This is a genomic window from Agarivorans sp. Toyoura001 (genome assembly GCF_005405585.1).
Taxonomy (GTDB): domain Bacteria; phylum Pseudomonadota; class Gammaproteobacteria; order Enterobacterales; family Celerinatantimonadaceae; genus Agarivorans.
Genome location: NZ_BJEQ01000013.1, coordinates 43,729 through 65,573, shown reverse-complemented (window position 1 = coordinate 65,573; position 21,845 = coordinate 43,729). Strand labels below are relative to the sequence as shown.

Genomic DNA, 21,845 nt, shown 5'->3' with positions numbered 1-21,845 from the left:
GTCTTTGTTTTAAGGTCTGCTTAATGTCGGCTCACTTTGTTAGCGCTAAAGCGCTTTCCCCTGCGGAATCTTCTACTGTTATCGCCCTAGAGTTTATTCATGACAACGTACTTAAAGTACGAATATCTTTGGATAAAACAGCATTACAAACTAGTCATGATTTGGCTGAACTAGTGGTATTACCGCAAACCGGTATTGCGCCACAAAGCTGTTCTGAACAGCATATTGCTAGTTCCGCGTTAAGGCTTGAACGTGTAGGAACAATGCTGGTGCTTAGCACTACCCAAGGTGAAGAGTTGCTAAGCTTGGCTGATTCCAGCATTCAGCCTCAAGCCGATGGCGAGCAGCATATACAGCAGCAATTTTTAAGTGCTGGTGAGCAAGCATTTTATGGTCTAGGCCAGTATCCCGACGGTATTTTTAATTACCACAATCAGGGCCGAGAAATTTGCCAATCTAACAAAGGTATTGCGGCGCCCATGTTGCTGTCTAGCAAAGGCTATGCGGTATTGTGGAATCAGTTGTCTTTTACTGAGTTTGCCAGCCAGGGTGAAGCGTTTAGCTTTAGCAGTGAAGCGGGCGAATGCATTGAGTTTTATCTGATTTATGGCCCTGAGTTTGATCACATTATTCAACATTATCGAGAGTTAACCGGAGCCGCGCCGTTATTTGGTCGTTGGGCTTATGGCTATTGGCAAAGTAAAGAGCGCTACGTAAATGCAGAGGATTTATTAGCTACCGCTCAAACCTACCGAGATAAAAATATCCCCATCGATAACATTGTTCAAGATTGGAAGTACTGGGGGGAACTCGGTTGGAGTGCCATGCAGTTTGATAAGGCTGCTTTTGGTGATGGCGCTAGCACCATTGCGCAATTGCACGACATGAACTTCAAGTTAATGGTGTCTATTTGGCCGATAGTAGGCAAAGACAGCCCAGTATTTAATGAGTTGCTCGAGCAAGGCTACTTATTTGAAACAGAGCACTGGGCCAACGGCCATGTTTACGATGCGTATAGCCAGCAAGGCCGAGACATATACTGGAAACATGTAAAACAAGGTTTAATGGACCTAGGGGTAGACGCTCTGTGGATGGACGGCACTGAGCCTGAATTTATCTCCACTCAGCAGCCTAAAGATGGTGTGGAATATTGTTATCAACAGCGAGATACCGAATTAGGCTCCTGGAAAAAAGTGCTTAATGGGTACTCCTTAATGACCACCCGTGGTGTTTATGAAGCGCAACGCCAGCAAATTAGCCAAGGAGCTGAAGATAAGCGGGTATTTACGCTTAGCCGGTCCAGTTACCTAGGCCAGCAGCGTTATGCCGCTGCCTGTTGGTCGGGCGATATCAGCGCCACGTGGCAGGTACTGCGACAACAAATACCTGCGGGACTTAATTTGTGTGCGGCCGGTTTACCCTATTGGACTACCGACATTGGCGGATTTTTTACCAGTGGTTTTGGTGCTAATTTCCCCGAAGGTGTCGATGACGATGCCTACAAAGAATTGTATGTTCGTTGGTTCCAATATGGCGCTTTTTGCCCTTTATTTCGCTCGCATGGCGCGAATACCCCCAGAGAAATTTATCAGTTTGGCGAGCCTGGTGATTGGGCCTTTGATGCTCTGCTTAAGTTTGACAAATTACGTTATCGCTTATTGCCTTACATCTACTCACAAGCATGGCGGGTGACTCAGCAAGGTGGCACCATGATGCGTTTGTTGGCTTTTGATTTTAGGCAGCAAAACCAGTTACATGATATTAGTGACCAGTTTATGTTTGGCGATAGCTTAATGGTGTGCCCGGTGACTCAAGCAATGTTTCATCAGCAAAACTTGCAGCAACAGCTGATTGCTCCACAACAATTAGCCACAACCAGTGGCCATATTGGAGTGATAGAGCAGCACTTTAGCGATGATGCTTTCAAGCATTTTGTGAGCGAAAAAAACAGTGAAACGCTAGATGGTAATTGGGCGGGTGGGCCGCCAGCAGGTTTGCCTTTGAGTGGTTATAGTGTGCGCTGGTTAGGCTTGTTAACCGCGCCTGTAGACGGCGAATATGATTGGTTGATTCACGCCAATGACGGAGTGCGTTTTTATCTTGATGATGACTTGATTATTGATAGTTGGCAGCCGCAAGCGCAAGTAAACCACAAAGCCAAAAGCCAGCTTCAAGCAGGTAGACAGTACTCTTTGCGGGTAGAGTACGCGCATTGGCAAGGATCATCTAAGTGCAGTTTAAGTTGGGCGCACAGTGGTTTAAGCCAGCAATCTACAGAACTGTTTCCTGCCGAGCGAGATGTGGTGTTGCCTGCGGGCGTAGATTGGTACAACTACTGGAATAAACACTGTTATCAAGGTGGCCAAACCTTAGCAATGGGTACACCTATCGATATTATGCCTTTACTGGTAAAAGCAGGGGCGATTATTCCTCATGGGCCAGATGTTCAATACCATGATGAGCTACCGTGCGACCCGCTCACTATTGAAGTCTATGCTGGAGCTGATGGACAGTTCACGCTGTATGAAGACGAGGGTGATAGCTATCGTTACGAGCAAGGAGAATACTCAGAAATTGATTTCATTTGGCATGACTCAGTTGCGAGTTTAGAAGTGGGTGAGCGGCGTGGCAGCTTTGCTGGCATGTTAGCTAAGCGCACCTTGGTCATCAGGTTTATATCAGCCCATTCTGTTCAACAACAAACGGTTTCTTACGATGGTCAGTCTCTGAGCATCCAATGTTAACCCCTAATATTAAATTACCCAGTACAGGCTATGGATGTGCTGGGTGTTTACTTTCTTTCTTACATTGTGTTCCGGCAATTGTTTATTTTAATAAATTAAACAATTGCTTGGCATATTCTCTATACTCATTGAAGCAGGCTAAACCACAGGGTTGTAGGTTTAGTTAGGATGCGTAACTTCACTTAGAGAACATGGATATGTTGGATCAAAAAGGATTTGAACGCGGTGCAGTAGAAGCCGCGATTAAGATTGGTTTATTGTTTGTATTAGCCGCGTGGTGTTTCGATATTGTGCGGCCATTTGTTACCCCGGTCGTATGGGCAATGATTTTGGCAGTGGCTTTAAACCCGCTTTATCTCAAACTGAAAAGCCTAGTGGGCAAGGGCGGAGTGGCTGCCAGTATTATGGTATTGATTGCCCTGGCTATTATCCTCATACCTGGGGTGAAAATAACCACTGCGGCGATAGACAGCGTAGCGGCACTCGGTAAGCAAATTCAGCAAGGTTCTTTTGAAATCCCTCCTCCTTCTAACGCCATCAAAAATTGGCCATTAGTGGGCGAAACCTTGCATGCTCAGTGGTCTTTAGCCGCCAGCGATTTACAGCGTTACTTAACTACTTATGCCAGCGAGGTCGGAGATATTGCAGGTAAAGTTATTGGTGTTGCTGGTGGCTTAATGGGCGGGCTATTGATGTTCTGTTTCTCGGTCATTATTGCGGGTGTATTTATGGCCAATGGTGAAAAGTCGGTGCATGGCGCTACCTTGTTAGCCAAGGCGCTGGCCGGTAAAAATGGCCCTTATCTCACTAATTTGGCCAGTAATACCATTCAAAGCGTTGCTAAAGGTGTATTAGGCGTGGCGGTTATTCAGGCGACGTTATTATCGATTGGTTTCTTTGCGGTAGGTGTACCTGGCGCGGCTGTTTGGTCGGTATTGGTATTAGTATTAGCCATTGCACAGTTACCTCCGGTACTAGTGGTATTGCCGTTGGTGGTGTATGTGTTCAATAACGAATCTACCTTGGTAGCAAGCTTATTTGCTGTTTGGAGCATATTGGCAGGTTTTAGTGAGAATGTGCTGAAGCCATTATTGCTGGGCCGTGGTGTAGATGTGCCAATGTTGGTGATTTTACTGGGCTCTCTAGGCGGTATGATTATGTCTGGTTTTGTGGGCTTGTTCTTAGGTGCTGTTATTCTTGCGGTAAGTTATCGCTTGTTGATGGCTTGGCTTGAGTTAAACAGTGAAGTAGAACCAACAGAGTAACTGCATATTATTGGCTAGCTTAGGCTAGCTAATTTTTTCCTGTTAGATGTAAGAGAAACAAGATGTCGGAAGAGAATCCAGTAGAAACAAACCCTCCAGCCAACCCTTTGCGTAAAAGCTCGTTAGTTGTTTTGCTGCTATGTATTTTAGTTTTTGTTATTTACGTGGTGGGAGACAGAGTGACACCCACCACCGACAATGCGCGAGTATTTGGCTTTGTGGTGCCGGTGGCTGCCTCGGTATCGGGCAAGTTGGTGAACGTGAGTGTGACCAACAATCAATTGGTTAAAAAAGGCCAACCTTTGGCTAAAGTGGCTGAAGAAGAATACGTACTTGCGGTACAACAAGCAGAGGCCGCTCTAGAGTTGGCTGGGCAAGAAATAGGTGCTGGTACTGCGGGTGTTTCTGCCGCGCAAGCCCGCTTGTTAGAAGCCAATACGTCTTATCAATCGATTCTTACCGATGCCAACCGTTTGTTTGCGGTAGAAGATAAAAACGTGGTTCCTCAGCAAAATATTGACCGTGCTAGAAACGATGTGGCAAAAGCCAAAGCAACCGTAGCGAAGGCGACCGCTGAACTAGAGCAAGCCAAACAAAGCTTAGGGGTAAGTGGCGACGACAACCCTAAATTGCAGTCTGCCTTAGCTAAGTTAGGCAAAGCGCGCTTAGATTTAAGTAAAACGGTGATTTTGGCACCCAGTGATGGCGGGGTAACAAACCTGCAACTAGAAGCCGGATATTACGCCAACAAAGGTCAGCCGATTATGACTTTTGTGACCACCAAAGAGGTGTGGGTTGAGGCCTACATGCGTGAAAACAATATCGCTAATGTAAAAAATGGTGACCCCGTTGAAATTGCCTTAGATGTTGCCCCTGGCAAGATCTTTAAAGGGGAAGTGGTGTCGATTGGCTTTGCAGTTAACTTTGGTCAGTCTAATAACCTAGGGGTGTTACCGTCTATTCCGCAAACCGCAGGTTGGTTGCGTGACCCGCAACGTTTCCCGGTTATCATCAAGTTTAGTGATGATTCAGCCTATGGTTTACGCCGAATTGGCGCGCAAGCTGATGTGACGATTCACACCGAAGGCACCACACTTATGAAGGTTTTAGCTAAAATCTCTCTGCGGGTGAAAAGCTGGCTGTCTTATGTCTACTAGAGAGGCCACTTTGCTTGCCCCAAGCGCTTCGTTAAAGCGGCATATGCTGCGTTTTAGCCTCGTTAGTAGCTTGATGTTTGTGCTAGCTGTGACACTAGAGTGGGGCATGTCTTATGTGACCGCACTATTTGTTGTTCAGCTGTTGTTGCCGGGCAAACCACCGCTTAATTTAAAGATGGTAAAAACCTTAGCCTTGGCGGTACTCAGTTGTTTTGCTGTAGGCTTGGGCGTAGTACTTATTGCTCAGCCTTATCCTTTATTGCTATTCATTATTTTAGCTTGGTGTTTGTTCTTTGTGTTTTATCGCGCCAACACTGGAATGAACGAGCTAGTGGTGCTGTTTTTGTTGGTGGCGTTGATTGCGTTGCCGATGCTTGCCAGTGTGAGTAGAGCGGCTGCGTCAGGCTTTGTATTCGACTTTATGGTGGCGTTTGTATTAGCGTTACTCATTGTGGCTTTAGTGCACTGGTTGATTCCGTCTGATGATGATTTTCATCAAAAGCCTCCAGCGCCACCGGTCACAGAGTTAACTCAACAATTTGCTATTCGTAAAGCAATAGTCAGCACTGTGGTGCTCTTGCCGTTACTGGTGTACTTTTTTGCTTTTCACAAATTATCTGATTTATTGGTGGTGATTTTTGTGGCTATTTTGGCGCAGAATCCGGAGCTAACCAAGGGGGTAAAAGCTAGCTTAGGTATTGTGTTTACCAATATCGTTGGCGGCTTAATTGCTTTGCTGGCGTTTAATCTATTAGAAGCGGTGCCGCACCTATTGTTTTTGAGTTTGCTGATAACCCTGATTTTCATGCTTATTGCCCAAGCCATTTATTTACACCCTAAAGGCGCCATCGTGGCGGCGGGTTTGTCGGCTTTTATCATAGTGTTAGCTAGCACCATCGGCACCGGTGGCGGCGAAGCAAGCACTAAGTTTTATGGACGGATCTTTCAACTTTCTATGGTAGGGGTTTACGTAGTGGGCAGCTTTTATATTGTGCACAAGTTGGATTGGTTAAAGTTGAGTGTGCAAAAGTAGCAGCTTAGCAATAATGCTTATGTGGTTTTTTCTTGTTCTTCTTTATTTACTGCAAAGCTGCAAGGCGGTATTTCTATTACTAGTTCTCGTAAATGTTTTGGTTGCGGGATGTCGGATTCGGCAATATCGAGTTGGCTTGCTAAAAGCAGACTGAACATTTTCCAGCTTTTAAGCTGGCAGTAGTCTCGGGTTTCACCTGGATAAGGTTTAGCTAACAAAGGCGCAAGGGTGGTAGATGAGGTAGCAAAAATGGTGAGTAACCATTTTAATTCGCCTATGTTGAAGTGCTTGAGGTAACCCTGCTGTTGGCACTTTTCGACTAAAGCATCGATAATATCACGCACTTGGTCTTCTTCTTCTAAAAAGTATTCAAACAGCTCTTGTTCATTTTTAACTGCATCGTTTAGTAAACGAATAGGTTGCGGGTCCACTTGAAGTTTGGCTAATAAGCGCGTGAGTAGATCAAATAATTGGTGACGACTCGATAAATCTTTTCCTTGCTGGGCTACCAGTTGGTTTACATATTCTTGAAAGTGTAAATGCATACAGTCACATATATGCTGCCAAATCTGTAACTTAGAACCGAAGTGATGGCGAATTAAGGTATGAGACACCCCTGCTTGTTCACTAATACCACGTAATGAAACAGCCGCATAACCCTTGTCACTGAATAGATCTGCGGCGGCAATTAAAATTTCTCGGCGGGTTTCTTCAGCCGCTTTTGCTGTTTGTCTACCTGTGCGTTTCTCAATCATCTTCTACAATTACTTCATTCAAGTTAATCAGTCTGCACTGAACTAGGGCGTAGTCTAACATAACTTTTACTTTCCGGGTGGAAAGTAAAGCTTGCTAGAATAAGATTTGCCCAATATACTTTCCGCCTGGAAAGCATAGTTGACTGTTTTGTTCAATCGGAGTAATTAATGAGAACGTGTCTAAGCCACCGAGTCGTATGGCAGCGCCTTGGTCTAGTCAGTATTTTGATGATGTTTTTACAAGCCTGCGAGCCGGCTTATTCGGAGCCTGTTACCGAGCTTGTGAAACCGGTAAAGTTGCTGGTTGTGCCAGAAACATTTAACTCAGTTGACTACAACTTTGTCGCTCAAGTGCAAGCCACTAACCGAGCCCAACTTGCTTTCCAAGTAACGGGCGAAATTGACCAGCTTAATGTTCGCATGGGCGAGTTTGTTGAAAAAGGCGACTTGTTGGCTAGCTTGGATCCGCATGATTTTCAGCTAGCGGTAGATGCTCGCCAAGCCCAATTTGAATTACAGAAAGCTAGACGTAATCGTTCTGAGCAATTGTTCGCCAAAAAACTTATCTCTGAAGATAACTACGATCAGGTGCAAACGGCTTACACCGAAGCCGAAGCTAATCTAGACCAAGCCGTCACAGATTTAGCCTACAGCAAATTACACGCACCTTTCTCAGGCGTAGTATCACTGACCTACGCCAAGCAATATCAATATGTAGGTGCTAAACAAGCAGTGCTGAGCCTATTGGGAACAGAGCAATTAGATTTAGTATTTAATCTTCCGGTGACCATTACTGAGCGTTTAGATTTAGCCCAATTACGCGAAGCAAAATTGTGGGTCACTTTAGGCAACTTTAAAGGTGTAGAGCTTCCTGCTCGCTTTAAAGAAATTTCAACTCAGCCAGATCCTGATACCAACAGTTATTCGGTCACCCTAACTATTCTTCGCCCCGAGCACCTGAACATACTACCGGGTATGTCGGGCGCGGTTTATGTGCGTAATGAATCAGAATCAGATAACGGTTTAGCCTTACCTAAAGGTGCATTTTTTAATATAGAGGAACAACAGGCACAGGTTTGGCGTGTATCGCCAGACAATATGCGTGTAGAGGCAGTTACCGTGGAACTAAATTTACAAGGCTTAGTCATTGATGGACTTAGCGCTGGAGACAGTATTGTAGCGGCAGGGGCTAAGTCCTTAACTGCCGGACAAATTATTAGACCGTGGCAGCGCGAGGGAGGAATTTAATGATGAATTCTACTGTTAAAGCCTTAGCGTTAAGTGGTTCTGTTTTGCTGCTGGCTGCTTGTAGCGAGCCTCAAGAAGTGCAAACTATTCCAAGCTTAAACGTTATTACTATTACCATTAGTGAATCTGCCGCTCAGCCAGAGCGCGAATTTAACGCACGTGTAGAACCTGCAGAGCTAACGCCTTTGTCGTTTCGAGTTGCCGGCGAACTTACCGCTATGTCGATTAAACCTGGGCAAAAGGTTAGCAAAGGCCAATTGTTAGCACAGTTAGATGATCGCAAAATCAAACAGCAAGTCAATGATGCTAAAGCCACCTTTAGTTTGGCCGAACGCCAGTTAAACCGCGCCCAAGGCTTGGTGGGTAAAAGCTTACTGTCTCAAGAAGAGTACGACGAGCTAGAAGCAAACTTTAAACTGGCCGGTATTGACTACCAGCTTGCGCAGTCGCAACTTAACTACACCCAGTTACGCGCGCCCTTTAGTGGTTTAGTGGCCGAGGTGCCTAAGCAATCCTTTGAAAATGTAGCGCCAGGGGAAACTGCGATATCGATTTACCAAGATGATTTAGTCTACGTGCGTTTGCAGCTGCCCGATAATTTATTAGCGCAAATTGACCCCACTGAGCGTAACTATACCTATCAACCAAAGGCAAGGTTTGCAGGGACTAGCGAATTACACACCCTAACGTTTTTGGAGCATACCTCTGAACCAAACCCTGAAACCCAAGCGTTTGAAGTATGGATGAGAATGAAACAAGTTTCGCCCGCCATATTACCGGGTACTGCAGTAACCATGTTTGTGGATTTAGACGCCGCAGGTTTAGTGGGCAAAAGTGGTTACCTTTTACCGATGACTGCCATAGACCCAGGCAGCAGCGACCAACAGTTTTATGTATGGAAAGTGATAGAAGGTCTCGCTCAAAAAGTGGAAGTAAAAGTGGCACAAATTCATACCGAAGGTGTATTGGTTAGCGAGGGCTTAGCTCAAGGTGATCAAATCATAGTATCTAGCCTCGCTCGCTTAAGAAATGGCCGAGCAGTTAACAGTAATTTGCAGGAGCAATAAGCGTGACCATTGCTGAGTATTCAATAAAAAATAAAGTCATTAGCTGGATGTTTTTGGTCATACTTGCTGTGGGTGGTGTCGTGTCGTTTGGCGAGTTAGGCCGCTTGGAAGATCCACCGTTTACCGTAAAAGATGCCATGGTGATTACCTCTTATCCGGGGGCTACGTCTACTGAAGTGGAAGAAGAGCTAACTTATCCTTTAGAAAAGGCGATTAGGCAGCTTCCTTATATCGACAAGATCACTTCTACCTCTTCTGCAGGCTTATCGCAGATTATGGTGAGCATGAAGATGGACTACGGTTCTGATGAGTTGCCACAAATTTGGGATGAATTACGCCGTAAAGTGAACGACTTGGAGCCGTCGTTGCCACCGGGTGTTAATCCCGTTCAGGTGATGGATGACTTTGGAGATGTTTATGGTGTGATGTTAATGATCACCGGAGACAACTATTCGTATGTAGAACTAAAACGTTATGTTGATTACCTGACTCGCGAGTTAGAGCTGGTTGAAGGTATTGGCAAAATTAGTTTAGCGGGTGACCAAAATGAGCAGTTATATGTAGAGATGTCGCTAAAGCGTGTTTCAGCACTTAACCTCGATATGACAACCATAGCGGGCTTATTGACCCAGCAGAATGCGGTGATTAGTGCGGGTGAAGTTACCTTAAACTCACAAACTCTAAAACTACGCCCAAGTGGCGAACTTAACTCAATAGAAACCTTTGAAAACCTGATTATTCATGGTCGTGATACCGGTAATTTAATCCGTTTAAAAGACGTAGCTACCGTTTCTAGAGACGTGCAAGAAGTGCCAAGTAATTTGCTGAATTACAACGGTCAACCAGCCCTAAACTTAGGGATTGCCTTTTCAAAAGGGGTAAACGTAGTAACAGTAGGCGAAGCCTTGGATGTGCGCTTAGCTGAACTAGAAAACATTAAGCCAGCAGGTGTGCAAATTCACACCCTATATAACCAAGCAAAAGAAGTTGATCAGTCGGTAAGTGGCTTTGTATTAAGCTTGGCGCAAGCGGTTGGCATTGTGATTGTGGTGTTGCTGTTTACCATGGGATTACGCAGCGGTGTCATTATAGGCGCGGTATTGTTGCTCACGGTATTAGGTACCTTTATCTTGATGAGCATTTACGATGTGGAATTACATCGTATTTCTTTAGGCGCGTTAATTATTGCCCTAGGGATGCTTGTGGATAATGCCATTGTGGTGGTCGAGGGCATATTGGTTGGCTTGCAACGTGGCCGCACTAAAGTGCAAGCAGCAGTTGATATTGTAGAGCAAACTAAGTGGCCATTATTGGGTGCTACGGTTATCGCTATCATTGCTTTTGCTCCCATTGGTTTGTCGCCAGACGCTACTGGTGAGTTTATGGGCTCACTCTTTTGGGTATTGTGTTTCTCGCTATTTTTAAGCTGGGTCACTGCTATTACCCTTACGCCGTTCTTGGCAAACTTACTGCTTTCGTCAAAAACTGGTGAGCAAGAGCAAAGCAACGAAGACCCCTATAAAGGTTTATTGTTTGTGGTGTTTGGCCGCCTGTTAAAATTCTGTTTACGTTTTAGAATGTTAACAATTGTGCTGATGTTGGCCATGTTAGCGGGGGCATTCTACGGCTTTAGTTTAGTGAAGAACTCATTCTTCCCGCCGTCAAATACCCCTATGTTTTACGTAGACATGTGGATGCCAGAAGGCACTGACATCCGTGAAACCTATAAAGAAGTACAACAAGTTGAAGGCTACTTATTAGAGAAAGACCAAGTGGAGTTTGTTACCTCAACGACTGGCCAAGGTTTGCAGCGTTTTAGCCTTACTTACAGCCCTGAAAAAAGCTATGAAGCCTTTGCGCAGTTGCAAGTTAGGGTAACTGATCGCGAGCAGATGCTAGATCTAATGCGCGATTTAGACGTGAGTTTACGGGATAAGTTTAAAAGGGTGAGCTTCCAGTTCCGCTTGATGGATATTGGACCTTCACCAGCCTCAAAAATTGAAGCTAGAATCATTGGTCCGGATCCGCAGGTATTGCGTGATTTAGCTGTTCAGGTTGAAGATATTATAGGTGCCGATTCTGGTGCCAGAAATATTCGCCACGATTGGCGAGAGCGTACCAAAGATTTGCTCCCTCAATTTAACGAGTCACAAGCACGCCGTTTAGGTATTTCCAAGCAAGATTTAGCGGATACGCTACAAATGGCCTTTGGTGGCAGTGCGATTGGCTTGTTTAGAGACGGCACCGAAATGCTGCCTATTGTGGTTCGCTTGCCGGTTGATGAACGGGTTGATTTTTCTACCGTACAAAACCTTAAATTGTGGAGCCCCGCACTACAAACTTATGTGCCTATTCAGCAAGTGGTCGACGATATTTCGCTAGATTGGGTAGAGCCATTAATCCAGCGCCAAGATCGTAAACGAACGCTAACAGTATTGGCTGACCACGATATTTTGGGGGATGAAACTGCAGCTAGCTTGTTTACGAGAGTGAGACCAAAAGTAGAAGCGATAGACTTACCGGTTGGTTACTCTTTGGAGTGGGGCGGCGAGTATGAGTCGTCTAAAGACGCACAAGAGTCTTTGTTTAGCTCACTGCCTATGGGTTATTTGTTCATGTTCATCATTACGGTGTTCTTGTTCAACTCGATTCGTCAGCCGATTGTTATTTGGTTAACGGTACCGCTAGCGGTGATTGGGGTAGCAGTTGGCTTACTCTCTACTAATTCAGCCTTCAGTTTCACTGCTTTGTTGGGGGTATTAAGCTTGAGCGGTATGGTGCTTAAAAATGGCATTGTATTGATGGATCAAATCAACTTAGAAACCCATTCAGGCAAAGACCCTTATCAAGCAGTGGTAGACAGTGCCATTAGCCGGGTGAGGCCAGTAAGCATGGCGGCCTTAACCACTATTTTGGGTATGATTCCGCTCGTATTTGACGCCTTCTTTGGCTCAATGGCTGTCACCATCATGTTTGGCTTAGGCTTTGCGACTGTGCTTACCTTGGTGATTGTTCCGGTATTGTATGCTTTGTTTTATCGTATCAAACCGAGTGTAAATCCAACCTAGTAACGGGTGTGTTGGGATTAAAAAAAGGCGCTGATTAGCGCCTTTTTTATTGGATTTGACTTGCTCACTTAAGGCGTCGGGCAACTAAACCAAATACCGCCAAACCAAATAAGGCAATGCTGCCAGGCTCAGGCACCGAGAACTTAATGTTGTCGATGGCACCAGAACCGTTTAGGTGAATACGCAAAGAACTCACTTCGGCCACATCAAAGTTCAATCTATCCCAAGTATTATCACCACCGGTATGCGGGGTGTAAAAATCAGCAGGGAAAATCTCGTTATTTTGAGCATCAAACAAGTGAATGGCGTTTTGTGGCGTATAACCATTTTCGGCAAGTTCAATATCAAAAAAGTCGATGCTTTCTAACAATACCGCGCTAGAGAAATTAATGGTGAAGTAACCAGCAGGGCGGCGACCTTCATCATCTGGGTTGCTACAAATAAAGTCATTACATGAGTTTGGATTCTCATGAATAATCAGCACATTACCAGGGTTAGCAATACCTAAAGAAGGCTGATTAATATTGCTAAAAGGTGATTCTAAATCTGGATCTTGGGTATTGATTAAGCTGGTATCAAAAGCGACAGCCAAATTGTTTTGCCCCAAACGTAGGTTGGTGGCATCAATGCTCACGCCATGGCTTAGCTGGTATTGGCCATTAACTATTTCGCCGTTAGCGAGTTCATTAAAATCAATAATAGTGGCATGGCTAACAAACGATAACAGTAAGCCACTAAGGGTGGATAAAACTTGCTTGCGGTTCAATTCGATCTTCCTTGATGTAAATGGTTCGACCAGTGATAGGCAAGTACTATACCAAAATTGCTCAGCCCTTAGCCAGTATGACTTTATTTATTGAGTTTATTGATAATAATTGCTAACTGTAAAGAATATTGACGGGGATTCTTCTTATTTTAGCTTAGTCGATGGCTTGAAATTCTATTAGGTCTTTCTCGATACTGATGTCGTTTTTCTATGAGTTTATTGAGTTTCCTCGTTAGTTACTATTAGCCCTTAATAAGTGAGTTATATCTGTTAGTTTTTTCTTTCTATATACCTTTTAACGCCACCAACAAAACCGCCGATTGTTTATCAAAGCTAGATCGGCGAAAATACCTGCCAATTACGATTAACTAAACGCTGGGTGATTGTGCTGTTTCGGCCATTATTGCCACTTTGCTGCATCCTTGCGTTGCCAAATTAGAAGAATCAACTCGATGTCTAACGCTTCACTCTTGCAAGATATTGCCAGCAGAAGAACCTTTGCGATTATCTCTCACCCAGATGCGGGTAAAACCACCATTACTGAAAAAGTACTGTTGTTCGGAAACGCCATCCAAAAAGCCGGCACTGTTAAAGGCCGTGGTAATGCTACCCATGCAAAATCAGACTGGATGGAAATGGAGAAAGAGCGTGGCATCTCGGTAACGACCTCAGTGATGCAGTTCCCGTTTAACGATTGCATGGTAAACCTACTGGATACACCTGGACACGAAGACTTCTCGGAAGATACCTACCGCACATTAACTGCCGTTGATTCTTGCTTGATGGTGATTGACGCCGCCAAAGGTGTAGAAGACCGTACCCGTAAGCTAATGGAAGTGACACGTTTACGTGATACTCCCATCGTGACTTTTATGAATAAATTGGACCGCGATATTCGTGACCCAATGGAAGTGATGGACGAAGTTGAAAGCGAGCTAAACATACTTTGTGCACCAATTACGTGGCCGATTGGCTGCGGTAAATTGTTTAAAGGTGTTTACCATTTGCTTAAAGACGAAGTGATTCTTTACCAAACTGGTCATGGTCATACCATTCAAGAGCAGAGAATTATTAAGGGCCTAGATAACCCAGAAGTAGAAGCTGCTATTGGCGACGAGCTAACCGAGCAACTTCGTGAAGAGTTAGAGCTGGTTATGGGGGCATCTAACGAGTTTGACCAAGAGCTATTTTTAAGTGGCGAACTCACGCCTGTGTATTTTGGTACCGCATTGGGTAACTTTGGTGTAGATCATATGTTAGAAGGTCTAACTAACTGGGCGCCTGCGCCTAAACCGCGTGCTACCGATATTGGCGAAGTAAGCGCTACAGACGATAGTTTCTCAGGCTTTGTCTTTAAAATTCAAGCCAACATGGACCCTAAACACCGAGACCGTATCGCGTTTATGCGTATCGTATCGGGTGAGTACAACAAGGGCATGAAAATGCGCCATGTTCGTTTAGGTAAAGATGTTAGTATTTCTGATGCTGTTACCTTTATGGCGGGTGACCGTTCGGCTGCCGAGCAAGCGATTGCTGGTGATATTATTGGTTTGCATAACCACGGCACTATTCAAATTGGCGATACCTTCACTCAAGGTCAGGCCATGAAGTTTACCGGTATTCCAAACTTTGCCCCTGAGATGTTCCGCCGTATTCGCCTAAAAGATCCTTTGAAGCAAAAGCAATTGCTTAAGGGCTTGATTCAGTTGTCTGAAGAGGGCGCGGTGCAGTTATTCCGCCCTATGCGTAACAATGATTTAATCGTTGGTGCGGTAGGTGTGTTGCAGTTTGATGTGGTTGTGCACCGCCTGCGTACTGAATACAAGGTAGAAGCGGTATACGAAGGTATTAGCATTGCCACTGCGCGTTGGTGTGGCGGTAACGATACTAAGAAGTTTGAAGAGTTTAAAAAGAAAGCACACGACAACCTAGCCTTAGATGGCGGCGATAACTTAACTTATTTAGCCCCCACTATGGTTAACCTAAACTTAGCGACAGAGCGTTACCCAGACGTTAAGTTTATGCAGACTCGCGAGCACTAATTTGTTGGCAGCGAGCTGCAAGGTTCGCTGCTTGTAGCCGGAGATAGATTATGTTTAACAGAATTTGGCGTAAAATGTCTCAATACCTAGCTGCTTACGACAAGTGGCTAGCGGCCAATGGATTAGATAAACCCTGCCGCAGTTGTATCCCTCGCGAACATACTAAACCCGAGCAAGATTAACATGGCTTGGTTTGATACCCATTGTCACCTTGATTTCCCTCCCTTTAAAGATGATTTAACTGCACATCTAGAAACTTTTGTTCAAGCGAATGTCAGCCATTGTATGGTGCCTGCAGTTGCCCCTAATAATTGGCAAACGGTGTTAGATTTAAGTGTTATTCCTTCGCTATTTGTAGCCTTGGGCTATCACCCGTGTTTTTTAAATGAACAAGCCTTAACACAGCACCCTGATGCCTTGTTAGGCGAGCTAAATAGCTTGCAGACCTTAGTTAAACAAGCGGGTGATAAAGTACAAGCGTGGGGCGAATGCGGCTTAGACGGACGGTTCTCGGATACTATGGCTCACCAAGAGTTTGCTTTTGATTGGCAAATACAGGCAGCCCAGCAACAACAGTTACCACTACTGATCCATTCGGTGCGTTTACACGACCGAGTGGCACAGTTGCTAAAGCAGCAACAATTCAGCCAAGGCGGCATTATTCATGGCTTTAGTGGCAGCTACGTGCAGGCTAGTCGTTTTGTGGATTTAGGGTTTAAAATTGGCGTGGGTGGCACCATCACATGGCCACGTTCAGAAAAAAACCGTAAGGCTTTAAAGCGGCTGCCGCTTGATGCTCTCGTATTAGAAACTGACGCCCCCGATATGCCGCTATTTGAGATGAAACAAGCTCACAATACTCCGCTTAATTTATCTATTATCTTTGAACAACTAATTGCGTTGCGTAGCGAACCGGCAGAGCAGTTAGAGCAAGCGTTGTGGGATAACAGCCTTCAGGCTCTGCATCTACCAATGTAACCCCACTGCAGATTGTTTAGCAGGCTCTAGGGACGAGCACGAAGCTATTGCAGTTCAATACTCCATCAAGTTAATCAAGGGCAGACTTTAGGCTTTAAACTTATCAATATGGTCTGCATTCACTGCGGCTACTGCGGCAGTAACTAAGGCGGTTCCACTTAAGGGGGAATCGCTGCAACCCAAGCGCATGGAGGGTGTTTGCCCGTTATCGTCACAAATTACATAGTTAAATAGTGCTCGGTTTATCTCAAATAGCGCATCTACCGAGCTGGCGCTTTTTAGCTGCTTGGACATGTTTTGTTCAAGATGCTCAAAGAACAAATGGCAGGCTAGCGGCCTGGGCAACTCGATAGGTGCTGGCACTTGTTGGCCGGAAGTAATGCCACAAAAAGCGCCAAAGTCAGCAGGAAACCAGCGGTCATTCCACCAACCTACTTTGTTACCAGCAGAACCCATATCAGATTGGGTACGAGGGTGGCGGTAAATGTAATATACCTCAGCCGTTTTATGTTTTATCTCGTCTACACAGCTCATTAACGCAGCCCCACGAATACTACTTTCATGCTCAATATAGTGATGGCAGCTGTCGCTTTGTTGGGTAAAACCGAACAGCAACTGGAAATGTGCATAGGCGCATACCGAAGGTTGAATGATTTGAGTACCGCGCAAATGCGAGGTGGGTCCATAGTGTAAATCTTCAAAATGATAGCGATTCAAAGTGAGCTGATAACGGCGTTTTAACGCGTCCACGATAGGGCTATCGCTAAGACTTGGCAGCATGGTGGAAGCTTGCTGCTGATAGTATACAGAGTTGTTGAGCTGCAATTGAGTTTGATTATGAGTATGCAGCAAGACATAGCCAGATTCTGCTTCGCTAGAACAAAGCGCCCATACGCGCTTTTGTTCAGAAAACTCGTGCACATTACTCTCGGTGTGTATCGCAATAAATTTGCGTGTTAGCACCGCGGTCTCTTGCTGGCGTGAATAAAAGCGTAAGCAGTGAAACAGCCGCTGTAATAATTGGTAGTAAATTTTGGGTGCAATGCTTAACTGCTGCATAATCTTTTGCGGGCTGTGGCCTAAACTCAAAAAATTAAATAGTCGGCATAGTTGATCGGTGCCTTTAACGTGAACTTGAGTAAAAACACTTTGGCATTGGCGGCATTGGTAGCGCTGGCTATTCGCTCCCGTTTTACCGTAGCGCTTAACTCCAGCGGTGGGGCCTAAGAAAAAGCCCGGTTCACAATGGTTACAGCCGCAAGGGGCTTTGCTTAAATGTAATTTGGCGCGCTCTTCTACAATTAAATTCACGCTATGGCTGTCTACCAAAGGGGGGTAACTGCCACACGCTTTGCAATGCAGAGCAGGGTAGCCAAGCTGATGACTTTCGGCTAAATAGTCTGAGCTCTCGGTTAAACCAAAATTAGGGCAGCGACAGTTCTTACAGCAGTTAAACTGTTGTCTAAAGGTCACTTTTTCCTCATTCTTGCTCACCATAACATCAACCACTCAACGCTCCCTTTCAACACATTTAGTAACTAACTTCATTTTGACTAATCTTTGACTATTATCCCGTGATGCACCTCACGATTTTTAACAACTTAGAAACTTAAACTGCTTCCCATGAACTGAGGGAAAAAACAGCAATAGCGCTGTGTCTTGTGTTAGTTCCTCTGTATTTAAAGGACGAAAAAAATGTACGAAGTTATTATTGCTCTAATTACTGGCGCTGTTGTTGGCATAGTATTTAGTGCTATTAAGTTGCCTTTACCGGCTCCTCCGGTGTTGTCGGGCATTATTGGTATTTTGGGTATTTATTTGGGCGGTATGGCCTACCAAAATGTACTAGAGCGTTTTTTTTCGTAACAAATTCGTTAAACATTCGGGTTAAGTGCTTGGGAAATAAATTAGAAATTTCCTATAGTTTGCTTAACAAGATTGTGAATAGTCAGGCATCTTAGGGAAATTGTGAAAAATCATCAACACATTTGGTTAACAAGTTGATGGCAAGCGCTCAGAAGTGGATTAGATTTGATCTAGTTATCATTTGGGCTAAAAACCCAAGGTATGATCGCCGGCAGTAGAAGTCATTACACCTCGGTCGGCACTATAGGTAGTTACCTGAACAGATACCTGAGTGTAATGGAATACTAAATAAACGCGTTGTAGATGGCTTCTTTTGCATGTGGCAAGAAGATGGAAGCGATGTGAGTTTCACTAAAAAAGACAATTAAACAATAGGGACACGTATGAACAGTACAGTAATGAGCTTGGTTGGCGTACTTGCGCTGCTAGGGATAGCATTCTTGCTCTCCGACAACAAAAAACGAATTAACAAACGTACCGTACTTGGAGCTTTTGCGATCCAAGCTGGTTTTGGTGCATTTGTACTTTACCTTCCATTTGGCCAAGACGTGCTTGCTGCTGTTTCTGGTGGTGTTCAATCGGTTATTGATAGCGCGCAAGCGGGTATCAACTTTTTGTTTGGTGGCTTAGGCACTAACGCAATGTTTTCTAACGGTGTTGGCTTTGTATTCGCGATTCGCGTATTGCCAATCATCGTGTTCTTCTCATCACTCATTGCAGTGCTTTACTACTTAGGCATTATGCAGAAGATCATTTTGGTTATTGGTGGTGCACTGCAAAAAGCGCTTGGTACAAGTCGCCCAGAGTCAATGTCTGCGACAGCAAACATCTTTGTTGGCCAAACTGAAGCGCCAATTGTGGTTAAGCCTTTCATTCCTAAAATGAGCGAGTCTGAATTATTCGCCATTATGGTAGGTGGTTTAGCCTCTGTTGCGGGTTCGGTTTTAGCCGGTTATGCAGGTTTAGGTGTGGAGCTTAAGTACCTTATTGCCGCTTCATTTATGGCAGCGCCGGGTGGCTTATTAATGGCCAAGATTATCAAGCCTGAAACCAATGCTTCAGAGCAAGATATGGACGCTACTTTAGCTGAAGAAGATCGCCCTGCAAACGTAATTGACGCTGCAGCAAGCGGTGCATCAACGGGTTTGCACCTTGCCCTTAACGTAGGTGCAATGCTACTTGCCTTTATTGGTTTGATTGCTTTGCTAAACGGTATGGTTGGCGGCATTGGCGGTTGGTTTGGTGTTGAAGGCCTAACCATTGAACTTATCCTTGGTTACATCTTCGCACCGGTTGCGTGGATTATTGGTGTGCCATGGGCTGAAGCCGTTCAAGCGGGTAGCTTTATTGGTCAAAAGCTAGTTGTTAACGAATTTGTTGCTTACATTAACTTTGTTGAAATCCGTGAAACACTATCTGAGCATACCCAAGTAATTATTACTTTTGCGCTATGTGGTTTCGCTAACCTTTCATCAATTGCAATTTTACTAGGTGGCTTAGGTAGCATGGCGCCAACACGCCGTTCTGACATTGCTCGCTTAGGTCTTAAAGCTGTAGCGGCTGCATCATTAGCTAACTTAATGAGTGCTGCACTTGCTGGTTTCTTCTTCAGCCTGCTATAAGCTAATAAGGCTTCTCGGCAACCTGTCGAGAAGCCTCTAATTCAGCTCAATCGATTGCTGCTCTGGCAATCGGTTTAATCTTAAAATTTTGAGGAATAATTATGTCTCAGTCTCTTACTGCTGTGGCGCGTCAAGCCCTTTCTTTAATGGACCTTACCACGCTAAATGATGATGATACTCGCGAAAGCGTAGCGGCATTGTGTGCTCAAGCTAAATCAGCTGAAGGCCAAGTGGCGGCAATTTGTATTTATCCTCGATTCATTCCTTTCGCCCGTAAAGTGCTAGCCGAACACGGCGCTAGTGAGGTGAAAATTGCTACCGTAACCAACTTCCCGCTGGGCGAAGATGACGTTGTGCTAGCTGTTGCAGAAACCAAAGCAGCAGTAGCCTACGGAGCAGACGAAGTAGATGTAGTGTTCCCATGGCGCGCACTAATGGCTGGCAACGAAGAGGTAGGTTTTGAGCTGGTTAAGCAGTGTAAAGCAGCCTGCGGCCAGATTAAATTAAAGGTAATTATTGAAAGTGGCGAGTTAAAAACGCCAGCCCTGATCGCTAAAGCTAGTGAGTTGTCGATTAAAGCCGGTGCTGATTTCATCAAAACCTCTACCGGTAAAGTGCCTGTAAACGCCACCCCAGAGGCGGCTGAAATTATGCTTAAGGCGATTGCCGAGTTTAATCCTGCCTGTGGCTTCAAAGCGGCTGGTGGCGTAAAAAGTGCCGAACAAGCTAAAGTTTACCTAGATATTGCCACTAACGCGCTAGGTAACGATTGGTTGGGCGAGGCTCACTTCCGTTTTGGCGCATCAAGCTTATTAGCAGCGCTTCAAGCCACCATTTCTGGTGACGAAAACGCGCAAGCAGGCGCGGGTTACTAAGGTTTAGCTTTTCTAAGGAATGCTTATGTTGTTACCTCAAGAAATCATTCGACGTAAACGCGATGGCAATGCGCTATCGCTAGAAGAAATCCAATTCATGGTGGATGGCATTACTAATGGCCAACTGAGTGATAGCCAAATTGGCGCATTTGCCATGGCGGTGTACTTCAACAGTATGAATGGCAGTGAATCCACAGCCTTAACCTGCGCCATGCGAGATTCTGGTCAGGTACTCAATTGGGATCACCTTAATTTGCCTGGTCCAGTGGTAGATAAACATTCTACTGGCGGTGTTGGGGATTTAACGTCGTTGATCTTGGGGCCAATGGTGGCTGCTTGTGGTGGGCACGTGCCGATGATTTCGGGACGCGGTTTGGGCCACACTGGCGGTACCTTAGACAAGTTAGAGGCGATCCCTGGGTATTCCATTAGCCCAAGTTCGCAACAATTTGAAAGCATTGTAAAAGACGTAGGCATTGCCATTATCGGCCAAACCGGTGAATTGGCGCCGGCCGATAAGCGCCTTTATGGCATTCGCGATGTGACGGCGACGGTGGAGTCTATTCCACTGATCACGGCCTCGATTTTAAGTAAAAAGTTAGCCTCTGGCTTACAAGCTTTAGTCATGGATGTAAAAGTGGGCAGCGGGGCATTCATGCCCGATTTCGCCCAATCTAAAGCCTTGGCTGAAAGCATTGTTGAAGTGTCTAACGCTGCTGGTGTGAAATGCTGCGCTTTACTCACCGACATGAATCAGCCTTTGGCACCAAGTGCCGGTAATGCGGTCGAAATAGTAGAGACTTTACGTTACTTAAAAGGTGACACGTCTGCGCATCGCCTACATCAAGTAACGACTGCATTAGCCGCAGAAATGTTGCTATCAAGTGGCCTAGCCAACAGTAAGCAACAAGCGGAGCAAAAGTTGGCCGACAGTATTAGCTCGGGCGCAGCCCTAGAGCGTTTTGCCAAAATGGTCAGTGCCTTAGGCGGGCCAATTGACTTTGTGGAACGCAGTGATCACTACTTGCCACAAGCTAAAGTGATTAAGCCGGTATTGGCAAAACACAGTGGCATGATTAAACAACTCGATTGCCGTGAGTTAGGCATGGCAGTGGTGGGTTTAGGTGGTGGCAGAAGTGTGCCCGGTGCTGCGATTGATCACAGTGTTGGCATTAGCGAACTCGTAGAATTAGGTGACTTGGTAGATAAAGGCCAAAACCTTCTGATGCTACATGCTGATGATGAAGACGCTTGGCAAGCCGCCGCAAAACAAATTCAACAGGCCATCAAACTTGATGAGCCTAGTGCAGTGCAGGCCGATGTAAACCCTGTTTATCAGCGTATTGGTCCGCAGTAAGG

The 21,845-nt window shown here is 45.2% G+C and carries 17 protein-coding genes; 14 read left to right on the top strand and 3 right to left on the bottom strand.

Annotated features, from left to right (window positions below; translation table 11 throughout):
• Positions 1 to 23: 23 nt before the first annotated feature.
• The 4 genes from FFR00_RS15035 (at position 24) to FFR00_RS15020 (ending at position 6,199) form a co-directional block, all read left to right on the top strand.
• Entirely contained in the window at positions 24 to 2,744 is a 2,721-nt protein-coding gene (locus FFR00_RS15035) for a TIM-barrel domain-containing protein (RefSeq protein WP_137674241.1), read from the top strand.
• Between the two features lie 197 nt (positions 2,745 to 2,941).
• Positions 2,942 to 4,009, top strand: coding sequence for an AI-2E family transporter (locus tag FFR00_RS15030; protein ID WP_161985181.1), 1,068 nt, complete (start codon positions 2,942 to 2,944; stop codon positions 4,007 to 4,009).
• A gap of 62 nt (positions 4,010 to 4,071) precedes the next feature.
• Positions 4,072 to 5,166 carry an HlyD family secretion protein gene (locus FFR00_RS15025; protein ID WP_137674239.1) on the top strand — a complete coding sequence of 365 codons (1,095 nt, stop codon included), beginning with the start codon at positions 4,072 to 4,074 and terminating at the stop codon, positions 5,164 to 5,166.
• A complete protein-coding gene (locus FFR00_RS15020) occupies positions 5,156 to 6,199 on the top strand; it encodes a DUF2955 domain-containing protein (protein WP_137674238.1) in 1,044 nt (347 codons plus the stop codon). Before FFR00_RS15025 ends, FFR00_RS15020 begins: the two co-directional genes overlap by 11 nt.
• A 17-nt stretch (positions 6,200 to 6,216) precedes the next feature.
• Here FFR00_RS15020 and FFR00_RS15015 read toward each other — a convergent pair whose 3' ends face one another.
• Positions 6,217 to 6,954, bottom strand: coding sequence for a TetR/AcrR family transcriptional regulator (locus FFR00_RS15015; protein ID WP_137674237.1), 738 nt, complete (start codon positions 6,952 to 6,954; stop codon positions 6,217 to 6,219).
• Between the two features lie 168 nt (positions 6,955 to 7,122).
• On the opposite strand from FFR00_RS15015, the gene FFR00_RS15010 reads away from it, so the two are divergent.
• The 3 genes from FFR00_RS15010 to FFR00_RS15000 are packed head-to-tail and all read left to right on the top strand — an operon-like array spanning position 7,123 to position 12,337.
• A complete protein-coding gene (locus FFR00_RS15010; protein WP_137674236.1) occupies positions 7,123 to 8,202 on the top strand; it encodes an efflux RND transporter periplasmic adaptor subunit in 1,080 nt (359 codons plus the stop codon).
• Complete coding sequence (locus FFR00_RS15005; RefSeq protein ID WP_137674235.1) at positions 8,202 to 9,269, top strand: efflux RND transporter periplasmic adaptor subunit; 1,068 nt, start codon at positions 8,202 to 8,204, stop codon at positions 9,267 to 9,269. The genes FFR00_RS15010 and FFR00_RS15005 overlap by 1 nt, the downstream gene beginning before the upstream one ends.
• A gap of 2 nt (positions 9,270 to 9,271) precedes the next feature.
• Positions 9,272 to 12,337: an efflux RND transporter permease subunit gene (locus FFR00_RS15000; RefSeq protein WP_137674234.1), complete on the top strand. Its 3,066-nt coding sequence runs from the start codon at positions 9,272 to 9,274 to the stop codon at positions 12,335 to 12,337.
• Between the two features lie 64 nt (positions 12,338 to 12,401).
• On the opposite strand, the gene FFR00_RS14995 is transcribed toward FFR00_RS15000, so the two are convergent.
• Positions 12,402 to 13,103: a PEP-CTERM sorting domain-containing protein gene (locus FFR00_RS14995; RefSeq protein WP_137674233.1), complete on the bottom strand. Its 702-nt coding sequence runs from the start codon at positions 13,101 to 13,103 to the stop codon at positions 12,402 to 12,404.
• A 452-nt stretch (positions 13,104 to 13,555) separates the two neighbouring features.
• Between FFR00_RS14995 and prfC the strand changes: the two genes are divergently transcribed.
• From prfC to FFR00_RS14985, 3 genes are read left to right on the top strand one after another with little or no spacing between them, the layout of a single operon-like run.
• The gene (gene prfC / locus FFR00_RS14990; protein ID WP_137674232.1) at positions 13,556 to 15,145 is read left to right on the top strand and encodes a peptide chain release factor 3; all 1,590 of its coding nucleotides are present in this window, start codon (positions 13,556 to 13,558) and stop codon (positions 15,143 to 15,145) included.
• Positions 15,146 to 15,195: 50 nt separating this feature from the next.
• Positions 15,196 to 15,327 carry a hypothetical protein gene (locus FFR00_RS21980; protein WP_255437904.1) on the top strand — a complete coding sequence of 44 codons (132 nt, stop codon included), beginning with the start codon at positions 15,196 to 15,198 and terminating at the stop codon, positions 15,325 to 15,327.
• Between the two features lies 1 nt (position 15,328).
• Positions 15,329 to 16,123, top strand: a complete 795-nt coding sequence (locus FFR00_RS14985; protein ID WP_137674231.1) for a TatD family hydrolase — start codon at positions 15,329 to 15,331, stop codon at positions 16,121 to 16,123.
• A gap of 87 nt (positions 16,124 to 16,210) precedes the next feature.
• Here FFR00_RS14985 and FFR00_RS14980 read toward each other — a convergent pair whose 3' ends face one another.
• On the bottom strand, positions 16,211 to 17,632 hold the full coding sequence (locus FFR00_RS14980) for a hypothetical protein (protein ID WP_137674230.1): 1,422 nt from the start codon (positions 17,630 to 17,632) through the stop codon (positions 16,211 to 16,213).
• 186 nt (positions 17,633 to 17,818) lie between these two features.
• On the opposite strand from FFR00_RS14980, the gene FFR00_RS14975 reads away from it, so the two are divergent.
• The 4 genes from FFR00_RS14975 to deoA all read left to right on the top strand — a co-directional run bounded on the left by FFR00_RS14975 (position 17,819) and on the right by deoA (position 21,843).
• The gene (locus tag FFR00_RS14975; protein WP_137674229.1) at positions 17,819 to 17,989 is read left to right on the top strand and encodes a XapX domain-containing protein; all 171 of its coding nucleotides are present in this window, start codon (positions 17,819 to 17,821) and stop codon (positions 17,987 to 17,989) included.
• Between the two features lie 383 nt (positions 17,990 to 18,372).
• On the top strand, positions 18,373 to 19,611 hold the full coding sequence (locus FFR00_RS14970) for a NupC/NupG family nucleoside CNT transporter (RefSeq protein WP_137674228.1): 1,239 nt from the start codon (positions 18,373 to 18,375) through the stop codon (positions 19,609 to 19,611).
• 101 nt (positions 19,612 to 19,712) lie between these two features.
• Positions 19,713 to 20,486, top strand: coding sequence for a deoxyribose-phosphate aldolase (gene deoC, locus FFR00_RS14965; RefSeq protein WP_137674227.1), 774 nt, complete (start codon positions 19,713 to 19,715; stop codon positions 20,484 to 20,486).
• Positions 20,487 to 20,511: 25 nt separating this feature from the next.
• Entirely contained in the window at positions 20,512 to 21,843 is a 1,332-nt protein-coding gene (gene deoA, locus FFR00_RS14960) for a thymidine phosphorylase (protein WP_137674226.1), read from the top strand.
• The last annotated feature ends 2 nt before the right edge of the window (positions 21,844 to 21,845 follow it).

What these genes read in the sequence shown, in the direction of transcription:
- deoC (WP_137674227.1), top strand. Translation starts at nt 19,713, where the DNA reads ATGTCTCAGTCTCTTACTGCTGTGGCGCGTCAAGCCCTTTCTTTAATG.
- FFR00_RS14975 (WP_137674229.1), top strand. Translation starts at nt 17,819, where the DNA reads ATGTACGAAGTTATTATTGCTCTAATTACTGGCGCTGTTGTTGGCATA.
- FFR00_RS15015 (WP_137674237.1), bottom strand. Translation starts at nt 6,954, where the DNA reads ATGATTGAGAAACGCACAGGTAGACAAACAGCAAAAGCGGCTGAAGAA.
- FFR00_RS21980 (WP_255437904.1), top strand. Translation starts at nt 15,196, where the DNA reads ATGTTTAACAGAATTTGGCGTAAAATGTCTCAATACCTAGCTGCTTAC.
- FFR00_RS15005 (WP_137674235.1), top strand. Translation starts at nt 8,202, where the DNA reads ATGATGAATTCTACTGTTAAAGCCTTAGCGTTAAGTGGTTCTGTTTTG.
- FFR00_RS15025 (WP_137674239.1), top strand. Translation starts at nt 4,072, where the DNA reads ATGTCGGAAGAGAATCCAGTAGAAACAAACCCTCCAGCCAACCCTTTG.
- FFR00_RS15035 (WP_137674241.1), top strand. Translation starts at nt 24, where the DNA reads ATGTCGGCTCACTTTGTTAGCGCTAAAGCGCTTTCCCCTGCGGAATCT.
- FFR00_RS15020 (WP_137674238.1), top strand. Translation starts at nt 5,156, where the DNA reads ATGTCTACTAGAGAGGCCACTTTGCTTGCCCCAAGCGCTTCGTTAAAG.
- FFR00_RS14985 (WP_137674231.1), top strand. Translation starts at nt 15,329, where the DNA reads ATGGCTTGGTTTGATACCCATTGTCACCTTGATTTCCCTCCCTTTAAA.
- prfC (WP_137674232.1), top strand. Translation starts at nt 13,556, where the DNA reads ATGTCTAACGCTTCACTCTTGCAAGATATTGCCAGCAGAAGAACCTTT.
- FFR00_RS15010 (WP_137674236.1), top strand. Translation starts at nt 7,123, where the DNA reads ATGAGAACGTGTCTAAGCCACCGAGTCGTATGGCAGCGCCTTGGTCTA.
- FFR00_RS14970 (WP_137674228.1), top strand. Translation starts at nt 18,373, where the DNA reads ATGAACAGTACAGTAATGAGCTTGGTTGGCGTACTTGCGCTGCTAGGG.
- FFR00_RS15030 (WP_161985181.1), top strand. Translation starts at nt 2,942, where the DNA reads ATGTTGGATCAAAAAGGATTTGAACGCGGTGCAGTAGAAGCCGCGATT.
- deoA (WP_137674226.1), top strand. Translation starts at nt 20,512, where the DNA reads ATGTTGTTACCTCAAGAAATCATTCGACGTAAACGCGATGGCAATGCG.